15 protein-coding genes are annotated in these 13,937 nt (G+C 51.4%); 2 read left to right on the top strand and 13 right to left on the bottom strand.

Features of this window, described 5'->3' with window-relative positions:
* The 9 genes from J4F31_09955 to J4F31_09915 all read right to left on the bottom strand — a co-directional run.
* A partial coding sequence (locus tag J4F31_09955; protein ID MCE2496881.1) for a response regulator occupies window positions 1-385 on the bottom strand: 385 nt, incomplete at its 3' end.
* Window positions 386-432: 47 nt separating this feature from the next.
* On the bottom strand, window positions 433-861 hold the full coding sequence (locus J4F31_09950) for a hypothetical protein (GenBank protein MCE2496880.1): 429 nt from the start codon (window positions 859-861) through the stop codon (window positions 433-435).
* Complete coding sequence (lpcA, locus tag J4F31_09945) at window positions 848-1,414, bottom strand: D-sedoheptulose 7-phosphate isomerase (protein ID MCE2496879.1); 567 nt, start codon at window positions 1,412-1,414, stop codon at window positions 848-850. The genes J4F31_09950 and lpcA overlap by 14 nt, the downstream gene beginning before the upstream one ends.
* Window positions 1,411-3,531, bottom strand: coding sequence for a thioredoxin family protein (locus tag J4F31_09940; GenBank protein ID MCE2496878.1), 2,121 nt, complete (start codon window positions 3,529-3,531; stop codon window positions 1,411-1,413). Before J4F31_09940 ends, lpcA begins: the two co-directional genes overlap by 4 nt.
* Window positions 3,532-3,537: 6 nt before the next feature.
* Entirely contained in the window at window positions 3,538-4,884 is a 1,347-nt protein-coding gene (gene tilS / locus J4F31_09935; protein ID MCE2496877.1) for a tRNA lysidine(34) synthetase TilS, read from the bottom strand.
* Window positions 4,868-6,199, bottom strand: coding sequence for an anthranilate synthase component I family protein (locus J4F31_09930; GenBank protein MCE2496876.1), 1,332 nt, complete (start codon window positions 6,197-6,199; stop codon window positions 4,868-4,870). Before J4F31_09930 ends, tilS begins: the two co-directional genes overlap by 17 nt.
* Window position 6,200: 1 nt before the next feature.
* Window positions 6,201-7,604: a dihydrolipoyl dehydrogenase gene (gene lpdA / locus J4F31_09925; GenBank protein ID MCE2496875.1), complete on the bottom strand. Its 1,404-nt coding sequence runs from the start codon at window positions 7,602-7,604 to the stop codon at window positions 6,201-6,203.
* A gap of 505 nt (window positions 7,605-8,109) precedes the next feature.
* Window positions 8,110-9,714 carry an apolipoprotein N-acyltransferase gene (gene lnt / locus J4F31_09920; protein ID MCE2496874.1) on the bottom strand — a complete coding sequence of 535 codons (1,605 nt, stop codon included), beginning with the start codon at window positions 9,712-9,714 and terminating at the stop codon, window positions 8,110-8,112.
* Window positions 9,715-9,717: 3 nt separating this feature from the next.
* On the bottom strand, window positions 9,718-10,812 hold the full coding sequence (locus tag J4F31_09915; GenBank protein MCE2496873.1) for a PorV/PorQ family protein: 1,095 nt from the start codon (window positions 10,810-10,812) through the stop codon (window positions 9,718-9,720).
* A 58-nt stretch (window positions 10,813-10,870) separates the two neighbouring features.
* Here J4F31_09915 and J4F31_09910 point away from each other — a divergent pair, with 58 nt between their 5' ends.
* Together J4F31_09910 and purS are read left to right on the top strand one after the other, a co-directional pair.
* The gene (locus tag J4F31_09910) at window positions 10,871-11,602 is read left to right on the top strand and encodes a CDP-alcohol phosphatidyltransferase family protein (GenBank protein ID MCE2496872.1); all 732 of its coding nucleotides are present in this window, start codon (window positions 10,871-10,873) and stop codon (window positions 11,600-11,602) included.
* Window positions 11,599-11,850 (top strand): phosphoribosylformylglycinamidine synthase subunit PurS, encoded by a 252-nt coding sequence (purS, locus tag J4F31_09905; GenBank protein MCE2496871.1) that lies wholly within the window; start codon window positions 11,599-11,601, stop codon window positions 11,848-11,850. The genes J4F31_09910 and purS overlap by 4 nt, the downstream gene beginning before the upstream one ends.
* Before the next feature lie 133 nt (window positions 11,851-11,983).
* Here the strand turns inward: purS and J4F31_09900 are convergent, their stop codons facing one another.
* The 4 genes from J4F31_09900 to lptB form a co-directional block, all read right to left on the bottom strand.
* Window positions 11,984-12,184, bottom strand: a complete 201-nt coding sequence (locus J4F31_09900; GenBank protein ID MCE2496870.1) for a hypothetical protein — start codon at window positions 12,182-12,184, stop codon at window positions 11,984-11,986.
* 45 nt (window positions 12,185-12,229) lie between these two features.
* Window positions 12,230-12,517: a hypothetical protein gene (locus J4F31_09895; GenBank protein MCE2496869.1), complete on the bottom strand. Its 288-nt coding sequence runs from the start codon at window positions 12,515-12,517 to the stop codon at window positions 12,230-12,232.
* Window positions 12,510-12,938 (bottom strand): hypothetical protein, encoded by a 429-nt coding sequence (locus J4F31_09890; GenBank protein MCE2496868.1) that lies wholly within the window; start codon window positions 12,936-12,938, stop codon window positions 12,510-12,512. Before J4F31_09890 ends, J4F31_09895 begins: the two co-directional genes overlap by 8 nt.
* Before the next feature lie 106 nt (window positions 12,939-13,044).
* Window positions 13,045-13,779 carry an LPS export ABC transporter ATP-binding protein gene (lptB, locus tag J4F31_09885; protein ID MCE2496867.1) on the bottom strand — a complete coding sequence of 245 codons (735 nt, stop codon included), beginning with the start codon at window positions 13,777-13,779 and terminating at the stop codon, window positions 13,045-13,047.
* Window positions 13,780-13,937 lie beyond the last annotated feature (158 nt).

The following is a 13,937-nucleotide window of genomic DNA, read 5'->3' as shown; positions in this document are numbered from 1 at the left end:
CATTGTTGTCTTGCATCTTTTTAACGATCTTTTCGATCGAGTTTGGCATTAACTTCATCGATATGCAATCCAGAATACAATCGTACAGCTTACTTTTTTCAAGATCCTTTGGCTCAATGGACGACGTGAGCATCACTACCGGGGCCTTGTCGTTTTGATGTCTGTAAAACTCCAAGAACTCCCAGCCATCGACCTCGGGCATATTAATATCCAGAAAGATCATATCGGGCTTGGCTCCGCCGTTCTTAAAATGCGAAATGGCCGGCTTACCGTCCGGAAACACTTGGCATACGATATCTTCACCGTGGTGCTTTTTAAGCATGCGCTCATTGATCATATTATTGATGGGGTCGTCATCCACCAACAAATAGTGTGGTTGTTTCATGACTCAGCACGGATTAGGCGTTAGGGGTCGTACCGAAGTTAATAAAACTACTCCGAAACTCCGAGGAGCTCCTGAAGCTCAGGATTGATGAAGAGGTAGCTAAAAACTTCGAGCCGGGCAGGATTGAACATCTGAAGGCCGTCGATTTCGAACGGGTAGTAGATCTCCGCCTCGAGATCGCGGATCACATAACGCTTCTTGTCGGTTTGCCACAGTACGGCTCCCTCGCAGTAGTCATCGTCCGGATCGATCTTGTACTTCAAGAGATCCCACTCGTAAATGTGCTTGTTGTTTTTGTCGCGCACTCCAACGTACTCGTCGCGCACGTTGTAGTCCATGGCCTTTCCGGTCCACCAAAACCCATCCTTGCTGTAAAAGCTGCTTTTACCGTACATCACACGCATGAATCCGACGATATATTCGTCGTTCCTAATGCGGTATCGCTCTTCCGGAAGTTGGGGTTCATCGTTCCACATGCTGCTCCACGTAATGAATGAGGCAGTGGATGACTTTTATGTGGATCTCCTGAGCTCTGTCTGCATATTCGCTGTGCGGGGCCCGAATTTCCACATCGCATAGTTCGGCGAGTGCACCTCCCGTTTTACCGGTGAGCCCCACCACATGCATGCCTATTTCTTTTGCTGTGCCTACGGCACGAAGTACATTTTTGCTGTTCCCGCTCGTCGATATCGCTAACAAAACATCTCCGCGTTTTCCCAGCGCCTCAACTCCCCGCGCAAAAACTTGCTCGTACCCATAGTCGTTGGCCACACAGGTCAAATACGAGGGGTCACTCAAGGCCAATGCTGCATATGCCGGTCTATCATCTCTAAATCGGCCACTGAGCTCTTCGGCGAAATGCATGGCATCGCTCATAGAACCACCGTTACCACAGCTTAAGATCTTGCCATCCTGCTGCAGTGAACTAACAAGTAGTTGCCCTGCCTGTTCAATGCGCACGATATTTTCGTTGTTCTCCAGGAACTCCTCCAATATCCGCTGCGCCTCAAGTAACTCTTGTTTGATCATTCTTCGAATGCTGCCACACCGCGATCAAGCCAGTCGACGAACTTATCGATATTCGGATCGTATGCCGTGGGTTCAATGAGCGGGTCCATACTCTCGTGATCGATAATCACGTAGTAGGGCTGGCTGTTGGTTTGATAGTGCTTGGCCTGGAATTCACTCCAGAGGTTACCGACGGTCTTGACCTTCTTGTTGGTGATTTCGCTGGTGTATTGTTCTTCCTTCGGCAATCGCTCTCGCTTATCGACATACAGCGAGATCAACACCACTTCGCTGCGCAAGCGCTCCAACACACGTGGATCGCTCCATACTTGTTCTTCCATCTTACGGCAATTCACGCAGCCCCAACCGGTGAAATCAAGCATGATGGGCTTTCCCACCTTTTCGGCGTATGCCTTACCCGTTTCGAAATCGTGGAAGCAGTTGAGCTCATGCGGGCAATGGGCCGGATTCGCACCTTCGGGAACGTGACCCGCTTCGGCACCGACACCTGCAACTACTGTTGCGCTACCGCCAAAACCTTTGGGAGATTCGCTGTAGAACATGGGCGGAGTAAAACCGCTGATGGCTTTCAGTGGTGCTCCCCAAAGACCCGGGATCAGGTAAATGGTGAACATCAAGCTAAAGATCGCAAAGAATAAACGCGATACTGATATCTTCTCCAACGGGCTATCGTGCGGCAGGCGGAACTTTCCGAGCAGGTACAAGGTCAAAAGCCCGAAAATAGCGATCCAACTCACGATGAACCACTCGCGCTTCAAAATGCCCGCTTGCCAAACCAAGTCGGCCGTACTGAGGAACTTCAAGGCGAAAGCGAGTTCTATGAACCCGAGCACCACTTTAACGGAGTTCAACCATCCGCCCGACTTCGGCAGCGAGTTGAGCCATCCCGGGAAAGCGGCAAACAATCCAAAGGGTAAAGCCAAGGCCAACGAGAAGCCGAACATACCCACGAGTGGACCTTGAATTCCACCGCTAAAGGCTTCGAAGAGCAAGGATCCAATGATGGGACCTGTACAGCTGAACGATACCAAGGCCAAAGTAAAGGCCATAAAGAAAATGCCGACCAATCCGCCTCGCTCCGATGCGCGATCGGCGTTGTTGACCCAGCTACTCGGCAAGGTGATCTCAAAGGCTCCGAAGAAGCTAATGGCGAAAACCACCAGCAACAAGAAGAACGCGATGTTCACGTACGGATCCGTACTAAAGGCGTTCAAAGCATCCGGTCCAAAGGTCTTGGTAATGATGAGCCCGATGACCGTGTAAAGCACAATGATGGATCCTCCGTAGATCAAGGCGTTCGCTATACCTTTCGCACGTGATTTACTCTGCTTGGTAAAGAAACTTACCGTAAGGGGAATCATCGGGAAAACGCATGGGGTCAATAATGCGGCAAAACCACCGAGGAAGCTCAAAAGGAAGATACTCAGGAGGGAGCGGCTTCCGGAGGATTCAACGTTAGCTTTAGCTTTAGCAGTAGGGTTAGCTTCGGATTCCGTTTCAGTTTCGGCCTCGGAGCCCGTTTTTTCAGCGTCTTCTGTTACTGAGAATCGGCTCGAATTCTCCATCGGCTCAATTTCATCACTAGGCTTTGACACCTCCTCTTCAGAACTGGTGCTGGAGCCGGTTCCTTCTTCTGAAGGATCTTCTTCGACAATACTTGCTCCTCTAAGGCTGAACTCAAAATCGATATACTCCGGTGGCAAACACTGCGTAGCATCACAGGTCATGAAGGTCAGTTCTCCAGTGACTTCAAAATCCTCGGAACTCAGTATTTTGACTTTCCGGACAAAATCGACCTCCAAGCTATAATACTTGAGGTCCATCCTGAAGTTGGGATCGTACTCCTCCTCCAAGTGGCCGCGCTCCTCTACAGGACCGATCGGCTCCCAGGCGTCGCTTTCCTCAAAGATGAATTCGGTCGGAATAGGACCACCATCGGGAATATCCTGACTGTACAAGTGCCATGTCGGATCGATCTTGGCGTGAAAGATCACCTCTGCTTCGTCGTCGCTCAACCTTTGGGTAGAGTAACTCCATTTAACGGGCTCCAAGATCTGGCCGAAGGCCGTCGTTACTAATAAAAACAGAGGAAGTATCGAGTAGATCAGCTTGCGCATCGTGCCTTACATTTCGTTTTCCAAAAGCGCCACAAGGTACACCTTTTCGGTGGCGTCTCCAATTTTGAAGCGGTCGTCCAAGCGGTGCCCCACGAGCCAAACGATATCGTCTCCTGAGCACAATAGCCAGGCATTTTCTTTGGCCGTCCTACTCCACTTTTCATCGGTGAAATAATCTTGCAGCTTTTTAGTGCCTTTCATACCCAACGGACGAAACGCATCGCCGGGTTTCCAGCGCCGCAGCGTGAGCGGAAACACCAGCTTATCGTAATCGACTGCCGCGCGGTTCAAGCTCGTGGGAATTTCGATCAATTTTCGATCCACGACCTCGGCCCGGAGGGTCAGCGGTTCGTTCATCGCCTCCCCTTCGGCCCACCAGTATTTCGAACGTTCGTCATCAGCGCGTCGATCGATGATCAAATGCTCCCGATCCACCGTCATCCGATACTTCGAACTAAAGAAACGAGCACCCACCGCCTTTTCGTTTATCGCCCGCAAAATATCGCTCAAGGCGGAAAACCCGTACGGCTCCAATAGCTCGTACCACAGCGTGGCGGCACCGGGCAAATCGTTCACCTTTGCGATGTCGATCTCGGTCCAATGCTCGCGTTCGGTCACGGCATCAGCGGCCGCCCCTTCAACGATCGTTTGCAGAATTTCCTCGAGGTCCCGCATACGGGCGGCAAACGCGGTGATATTCGTACTCAGAGCGGGTTGTATTTCTTCTGCCTGCGGCAGGATGCGGTTGCGCACCACATTTCTCCGGTATTTCATCGAGGCATTCGACGAATCGGTTCGGTAGCGCACCTCGTTCTCTTCGGCATACCGGAGGAGTTCCTCCTTGCCGAATGCCAGAAGTGGGCGCATGAGCCCCTTCTCCTTACCGGCGTACTCCTGAACTTCGAGCATACCGCGAAGACCCGACACACCCGTTCCCCGCATCATGTTCCACCAAATGGTCTCGAGTTGATCATCGCGATGATGTGCCGTCATCAGATGATCGTAGCCCTCGTCACTCATCAGCTGCTGGAACCAATCGTACCGCTTACGGCGTGCCCACATCTGAGCACTCTCGTCGCTTTGATCTTCGAGCTCTTCGGGTGAAAAGCGTCGCCAATGCATGGGTACGCTCAGTTCTTCGGCATACTGCTTAACAAAGGCTTCGTCGGCGGCCGACTCATCACCGCGCAGTTGAAAGTTCACATGTGCAATAGAAACGTTTACTCCGCAGCGGTGGAGCAGATGGACTAACGTCATAGAATCTACACCCCCGCTCACGGCTACCAAGCATCGCGCCGTAGGCGCCAAGTGTCGTTCGACCCAACCTTCTACTTGCCTACTCAGTTGATTCATCCTCGGGAGAATTGTTTCGGACCGCGGCCAAGAGTGCGCGCGCCTTGAGTTCGGTTTCGTTCCATTCGGCCTCGCCTTCGCTGAGTATGGTGATGGCGCCGCCGACCTGTAGTGAAAGGTAGTTTTTAGTTGTGCTGTATACGAGTGATCGGATAACCACATTGAAGTCACCATCGCCGTGTGGATCCATGTAGCCGAGGCTTCCGGAGTACCAGCCGCGTTTGGTTTCCTCGAGGTTTTCGATGATCTGCATGGCGCGCACTTTAGGGGCACCGGTCATGCTGCCCATTGGAAAGCTCGCGCGGAAGAGGTCGCTCCACGATCGGCCATTGGCCAAATCGGCCCGCACCGTGCTGATCATTTGATGCACCGTAGGAAAGCTGTAAACGCCGTAGAGCTCATCGACGTGCACCGATGCGCGGGCCGCGACCTTGCTGAGATCGTTGCGCACTAAGTCTACGATCATCACGTTCTCACCGCGTTCTTTCTTACTGTTCCGCAGCTCTTCGGCCAAACGCAGGTCTTCGGGCTCATCGTTGGAGCGCGGCGCAGTTCCTTTGATGGGCTGCGAGATCACTCGCCGTCCCTGCTTGCGCAGGTATCGCTCCGGGGAGGCCGAGAGCACATAGTCGTCGTTCCAACGCCAAAAGGCCGTAAATGGGGCCTTGGTCGTCCGCTGTAACCGCAGGAATGTTTGCCAAGGATCCAGCTCAATGTCATGGGCAAAGTATTCGCGGCAAAAATTCATTTCGTAGATGTCGCCTAGGCGAATATGTTCTTGAATGCGATGAAATCGCTCGAGGTAGGTGGATTTATCGATACGGCTTTGCCAGTTCACCGGATTCGGATCCATAGGCTCTTCGATCACCTGCTCCCTAACCTGCCTCCACAGTTCGGCAGGCACTGCGGATTCGTCCGGAAGTAAGTGTAGTTCGACCTTCGAACCTTTGAGTAACCACAAAAATCTGGGGCTAAAGAACCGAAGGTCAGGAAAAGAAAGCTCATCGGTATTCTCTGATTCCAACCGTTCAACTTCGTTCTTGATATCGTAACTCAATCCCCCAAACCACCAATCGGCCCGTCGTTTTGTCGCCAACTCCAATTTCTCAAAAGCATCCCCCGCGTTGGCCTCTACCTCATCTATGGCCTCAACGGCCACGGCCATATCAAAAGCCGGTTCAAAAGGGCCCGGATAGCGGTAATTGCCATTGTCTAAGACGCAAACTGCTCTGAACCCACGGGTCCAGAGCAGCAGCTTTTTCTCGATCTCGGCCTTATCGGTCACCGGGAAGGTATGTACCGTACGGCGGATCATATTATTTATGCAAAGCGCGGTTCCCTGTAGCTTCGAGGGCCGCTTCTCTGATGGCTTCGGTATAGGTCGGATGCGCGTGACTCACGCGTGCGATGTCCTCGGCGCTGGCCCGATATTCCATGGCCACTACTCCTTCGGCGATCATGTCGGCAGCCCGCGGACCGCAGATGTGCATTCCGAGGATCTCATCGGTATTGGCATCGGCCAGGAGCTTCACCGATCCGTCCGTATCCATAGAAGCGCGAGCGCGACCACTGGCTTTGAACATGAAAGTTCCGGTATTGTACTTCACGCCGGCTTCTTTGAGCTCTTCCTCGGTTTTACCCACAGAAGCAACCTCGGGCCAGGTGTATACGACGTTCGGGATAAGGTTGTAGTTGATATGCGGCTTTTCACCAGCCAACAATTCAGCTACGGCCACTCCTTCTTCCTCTGCTTTGTGCGCGAGCATGATTCCGCGAACCACGTCTCCAATGGCATAAACTCCGTCGACATTTGTCTTGAACTGATCGTCGATCACGATGCGTCCGCGATCGTCCATTTCGAGTCCGATCGCTTCGCTATTGAGTCCGGCCGTATAGGGTTTACGCCCAACCGCCATAAGGCAATAGTCACCTTCGAAGGTCACTTCTTCACCTTTTTTGTTTTCGGCAACTACCTTAACCCTGTCACCGGTGTTTTCGGCTGATTTTAAATTGTGGGAGAAATTGAATTTCACGCCCATTTTCTTCATGGCGCGGGTAAGATCTTTGCTCATGGCGCTGTCCATCATTGGGATCGCGCTATCGGCATACTCTACGAAGGTCACTTCGCAACCCAAGCGCTGGTATACCGATCCGAGCTCGAGTCCGATTACCCCTGCACCGATGACCACCATTTTCTTAGGCACTTCCAGAAGCTCGAGTGCCTCGGTAGAGCTTATGATTCGGTCTTTATCGATTTCGATACCGGGAAGCGAACTGGGCTTTGAACCCGTGGCAATGATCACCTTTCCGGTTTTGATCTCTGTTTCTTTTCCATTGCCATCCGTCACTTTAAGTGTGCCTTTATCAACGAATGATCCGACTCCGGTATGTACGTCGATGTTGTTCTTTTTCATCAAGAACGCGATACCATCGGCATTGCTCTTCACGACCTCGCGCTTGCGCTCGATCATTTGCGGCATATTCACTTTTAGGTCCTTGAGCTCGATTCCGTGCGTGGCGAATTTCTCCGCTGCATCGTGGTAGTGTTCCGAGCTGTCGAGCAAGGCTTTGGACGGAATACATCCTACGTTCGAGCAGGTCCCTCCTAAGCTATTGTATTTTTCTATGATGGCGGTCTTCATGCCGAGTTGAGCGCAGCGAATCGCCGCAACATATCCTCCCGGTCCTGACCCAATGACGGTAACGTCGTAAGTGCTCATTCTAACTTTCTTTAGAAATCCATTCGATTAGAGCTACAAAGATATTAAACGAAGTTCGTTGGGGGATGTTCTTTGTTCTTTGTTGGTTGATTGGTTGATTGGTTGATTAAAAATGGTTATCGGTTAATGGGATTTAATAATGAAAGGACGATCCTTGGCCGCGGGCTTCAGCCCGGGGATCAAAAATGTTGAAACCCGACCGGCAATCCCCTGATGGAAATAAACCCCTTGGCCCCGGGTTTTAATACGGGGATTGAGCAGTTGAATCATCAACGATTATTAAGAAAGGGCAAACGAATGCAAAACAGTCCGGGGCTTCGGCCCTGGGATCAAATTGTTGAAACCCGACCGGCAATCCCCTGATGGAAATAAGCCCCTTGGCCCCGGGTTTTAATGCGAGGATAATCAAATTCATTCGTTCATGATTCACGGTCTGTCTGAGTTCACTGTCCATGTTTCATTACCCATTGCACGTAAGAACTCAACACTAAGAATTAAGAACTACTCAAGGTTTTACGCGCAACCGCACAAAAAGATAAAGCAAGAAGACCACGGCCAGGGCTTGCGCTATACGCCCAATGAAGTCGCCGTGTTGTTGATAGAAGGTCTTGGCCGATGAGAGGTGGACCTTTTGTCGAAGTGCTCCTGTTTCATCCCAACCGAGTCGTTGTAGTTCATTTCCTTTAAAGTCGATGAATCCCGAGATTCCCGTATTCGCTGCGCGAGCCACACTTCTTCGGTTCTCGATGGCGCGCAATTTGGCATAGGCGAAATGCTGTTTGTACCCATCGGTATCTTTCCACCAGCCATCGTTAGTGATGACACCGAAGAAATTTGCGCCGTTGTTGGCATAATCGGTGACGTAATCTCCAAAAACCGATTCCCAGCAGATTACGGGAGCGACACTGATCTCCTTGGTCGGGTGAGGAAACACATCTCTGTTCGGCTGCTTACCCAGCGTGCCGGTGGTACCGCCCAGGTCTAGGGCGATCTCTCCGATGAGGGGTTCCAGAGTACTTCGGAAAGGCATCTGCTCTACTCCGACCACTAACTGCGATTTATGGTATACTCGGATGTTCTCGCTGGTGTCGATATTGAGTGCTGTGTTGTAGCTATCCCAGTAGTACTGACCTCGTTCGTTGTAGCGCGCCGTTTCAGAAGCCTCCTGAGCACTGTCGTAAATTCGATAAGTACTGGCACCTATAATGAATTGCGCATTCGGGTAATTTTGAAGCCACCTTCTGATCACTGCAATGGTTGGCTCGTGATCGAGCCGCCCTTCCATGAGTCCGCCTGGAATAGCCGTTTCCGGAGCTAAGATCACATCGACGTCTTGATCCATCACTGAATCGGCAATGGCCAAAATGCGCTTCACTTGTGCGACATCGTCGGAATTGAATTTTTCGGTATAGGGATCGACATTTGGTTGCACCACGACCACATCGGCCGACTCGCCAAAACCTGTATGCTGGGCGCCGATCTGCAAACTCAGCGCGAGCGGCACCAGAACGAAAAAAAGTAATCGCGCCGCGAGGCGCATCCACAACCGCAACGAACGCAAATGATGTTTGTAATCGGAAAGCCATGCGTAGAGTACGATGTTGACGGTCCAAATCCAGAGTGTGCCGCCAAGTGTTCCGGTATACTCGTACCACTGAACGGCATCGGGTGCCCCGGCAAATACGTTTCCGAGATTCATCCACGGCCATGAGAGATTCCACCGTTGAATAAAGTACTCGAAGGCGATCCAATAAGCGGGTAAAGAAATGAGTGAGCGTTGCGGTCCTATTGCCTTACGCCCCCTGTAGTACAGCACCATCATGAGGGCCATTGCCGTGGCGTTGAAGAGGCTCGACGCTACGGCTCCGACCGCCGCGGCGTAGTAGATCCACCAGCTACAGGCGACATTCCATATTAAAAAAGCGACGAAACTCAACCGGAATACGGCCCAGCCTTTCTTGCCTTTGAAGTCCTTATCGTAATCGATCTCCCGTATGGCCCAAAGCAGAGGTATAAAGGCCACGAGCGACAGAGGTGCCGACACACGCGGCGGCCAAGCCATGATCAGCAAGGCGGCGGTTGCAAGTGCTAAGAGAAAGTGCCGAAGCATAAGTTACGGTTGCTTACGAGCGAAGTTAAGCTTTAGGGAGAAAACATTCGAGTACACCGCTACACTTTGATCGCCGATATCGGTCAGGGCGTAGTCGAGGGAGATGTTTTGATAGCGAAATCCAATACCCAAGTTGGGTTGAAAGGTCCAGTATTCGGAGTCGTCGAAATCCATGGCCCGTTGAACATTCCCTAATCCCATGCGTAAGAACAGAAAATCTCGGTATCCGAATTCGAGTCCGAGTGAGGGGTCTACGCTGGCAAAATCGCTGCTGATGACCGTAGCTCTCCGGCCGTCGAAGGTCGTGACAAGGTCGATTTCGCTGTACAGGCTGAAGTTATCGCCGAGCACGAATGCTCGTCCGGCCGCTAAAGTTAGGCGCGGAGCGGTGAGTTCGAGGGCATGGGTCGGAATCTCATTTCCGGTCGCGACGAACACCTCTTCGAGACGCTCGGTATTGAATCTCCAGGCATTAAAAGTCGTCGTAGCATCGCGCAAGCTGGCGGCCACGCTCCAGGCGTTCTTGTGATATTGTGTTCCCAGGTCAAAGCCAAACCCGTAGGCATCGGCAAAATCTCCGATGCCTCGGTAAATGAGTTTTACATTTCCACCGATGCTGAGTCCTTCGATATTGGTATTCCGCGCATAGCTCAGCAATAGCGCATAGTCGGCAGCGCTAAATAAGTTGATGCGGTCGTAGTCGACGTTACCGTCCTGATCGATGAGTTCGCTGGTATCGAGTATATCGTCGACACCGAAGCGAATAAGGGAAACGCCAAAAGTGCTGCGGTCATCGATCGGAGTTGCCCCTCCGAGGTAATCGTAATTGGCGATACCGGCAAAGTATTCGGCGTGCATGAGTCCGACCTCCCATCGATCGCGCAAGTGTGCTAGCCCGGCCGGATTCCAATACCCCGCCGTAACGTCCTGCACCGAAGCGACCACGGCATTACTCATACCGAGTGCCCGCGCATCGACCCCGATGTTCAGGAATTCGTTGCTGTACTTGCGCACCTGGCCGTTTCCTTGAAACGGTAACGACAGCAACAGAACAAAGGCCGCGTTGAATTTACCGAAGCGAATAGACTTTTGGATCATGCCTGCAAAGATGGATAACATTTTAAAACAACACGATAAATCTCGATATATTGTGCCCATGTCCGCATGGAGAATCGCCATACCGAATGCACTGACCATGAGCAACCTGCTTTTTGGAACGCTTTCGATCATTTACGGATTCAATGCCGAGTACGATTTTGCCGTATACTGCATCTTCGCGGGAGCCGTGATGGACCTCTTCGACGGGGCTGCAGCAAGGGCTTTGGGCGTGGCCGGACCGCTCGGCGTGCAGCTCGATTCGCTTGCCGATGTGGTCACTTTCGGGGTGGCCCCGGGCTTGTTGCTCTACAACCTGAATTCCGAATTGGTGACCCGCTATTACCAAGATGGCGGCCGGTTATGGGGGTCGAGCATCCTGCCGCAGGCAGCACTACTTATTCCGCTTTTCAGTGCGCTTCGATTGGCGCGATTCAACATCAGCACCGACCAACAGACCCATTTCATCGGTTTGCCGACGCCCGCCAACGCTCTGGTGCTGTCGTTTTTTCCGCTCTACTGGACCTTTGGCGGCAACGCGACCGACATCGATTGGCTGCATCCGACATTCATCGCCATTTGGTGCACGCTGAGTTCGCTGATGCTGGTGGCCAATGTGCCTTTGCTGAGTCTAAAATTTTCAACCTACGGTTGGATGGGCAACCAGTTTCGGTATGGAATGATTTTGTCAGTGGCCGTTTGTATCGCCGTCTTCGGTTGGAGGGGAATCTTGTTTAGCTTACTTTTGTACCTGTTTTTTAGCAAACTTCATTTCAAGCGATACAAGCCATGAGATTCCGCGCCGAAATTAACGTTATGCCGCTTCCCGCACTCCTCGATCCGCAGGGAAAAGCCGTTTCGAACAACATGAAGAACGTGGGATTGCCCGAGATCGGCTCGGTCCGTATCGGAAAGCACATTCATTTGGAAATCGAAGCCAAAGACGAGGCAACGGCCAAAGCCAAGGTCGACGAGGCCTGCCAAAAGTTACTCTGCAACAAGATCATGGAGAACTACGAGTTCGAGTTGTTCGAGCTGTAAGTGAGGCTATAGGCTGTAGGCCGTAAGCCATAGGCTTTTAACCCTTCCTACATGAACGTACTTGCGCTTGGTGCAAATTTACTTTGCCGAGCAGAACTGGCTCGCGAAGTGAACGGGCAACCCTAAAGAAATCTTATTGAATGACATTGAGATCGAAACTGCCTTCACCTTCGAACTCAATAAACACAAGACTGACTTTGCACTTACCGCTTTTCCCGTCGATCGAAAAAATATTTTCGCCCTCATACAGCACGGTGTTCACCACTTCGTCTCCGCGTGAATCCTCAACCTTGAATTGCACCGAGCCTTCGGTGATTTCACCATCGACGATCAAGATGGCTCCGTTGGAAGAGTTGTCCCGGATAAAACCGTAGGTACTCTAGTCTCCAGAACCCGTATACTCACCATCGACCGCTCCGGTTGATCCGCTTACCGCGACCGCTCCGGTATAAGAGGTCTCAATAGTTTCGAGGTTGTCGTATTCCTTGTATTTCTCACAAGCGAATAATAGGGTAACAACCGATACCGGAAAGAGCTTTATCAACTTCATTTGGATCAGGGGTTGATTCAGAATACGACCTTCTTCTATATGGGGATCAGATCGAAAATCGGTACTGCCACAAGTAAAGCGTACGCGATTCCACCAACCAAGATCCAAGTCACTCAAAAAACCTATCGTACGAACGGTACGAATCCCGTAGTTCGGTTATAATAGGTGCCGCGGCTTCCGCGTCCCCGGCCTTCTTCAAACGAGCGATCATTTTCATGTGTGGATAAAGCCACTTATGCAATTCGTCGTGTGCTTCGCCTTTCATGGTGCGGCTTTGAATGAGTTCGCGGTTGTGTGTTATGAGCTGTTTTGCCAGTTCGATATAATCACTCCCTCCATTCGCTTTATAATTTTCGAGCAACTCCTTTCCGCCGTTGAGGTGTGGTTTCATTTCGGCATTCACTTGCCATTTTTCGCCATCGTTCAAATGGATCTCGGTCGAAGAAAGCGCATTTTCACCGCTTTGCTCTTCGGTCTTGGAGTTACAGGAAGCAAGTAAACTCAAGGTCGCGAATATCAAAAGGGTTTTTCTAAGCATGGATTATCGAGTTATTTACCGGAAAGCCACGTGAATTTAATTTTTCGGCTTCGTGCCAACGCGCGAATTAAACCTCTTGGAGAGGAGGAGACCGACCCCGGTCGAATTATTTCGTTTTCCGGCGAAGCTCGAACCTCTCGCCCAAGTACACCTTACGCACTTGCGAATCAGCAGCGAGGTCTTCGGCCGTACCCGATTTGAGAATCTTTCCTTCAAAGAGCAAATAGGTGCGGTCGGTGATGCTCAGGGTTTCCTGAACGTTGTGGTCGGTAATGAGAATACCGATGTTCTTTTCTTTGAGCTTTTCGACGATGCTCTGGATATCTTCTACGGCAATGGGGTCCACACCGGCAAAAGGCTCGTCGAGCAGAATGAACTTCGGGTCCACGGCAAGGGCTCTGGCGATCTCCGTGCGCCGCCGCTCTCCCCCACTCAGCAGATCCCCGCGATTCTTTCGGATGTGTTGTAATCCAAACTCGTTGAGCAATTCTTCAAGCTTGTCATTTTGCTCGTGCTTGGTCAGCTTCGTCATTTGCAAAACGGCCCTCAGGTTGTCTTCAATGCTCAATTTGCGAAATACACTGGCTTCTTGGGCCAAATAACCCACTCCCTTGCGCGCGCGTTTGTACATCGGCAGCTTGGTGATGTCTTCGTCGTCCAAGAAAACCCCGCCTTCATTCGGTTTAATGAGCCCAACGATCATGTAAAAGCTGGTGGTTTTTCCGGCGCCGTTGGGACCTAATAATCCAACGATCTCGCCTTGGTTCACCTCCACGCTCACGTCTTTAACGACGACGCGTTGCTTGTAGCGCTTGACCAAATGTTCGGCTCTGAGTCTCATGGTTCGCTAAAATAACGCTATTCGGACACAATTCGCGTGCCGGGGTCTTTGATGAAGTTGCCCAACAAAGAACTGAGCTAAAATCGGGTCACGTCCATTTTGTGGGGAGCGTTTGAAGAATTGCTACATTTCGTTCAAAAGAAATGGGGGATTTGGTA

The organism is Flavobacteriales bacterium, assembly GCA_021296215.1.
GTDB lineage: Bacteria > Bacteroidota > Bacteroidia > Flavobacteriales > ECT2AJA-044 > ECT2AJA-044.
The sequence above is the reverse complement of the archived record's forward strand: the minus strand, read 5'-3'. Positions and strand labels throughout refer to the sequence as shown.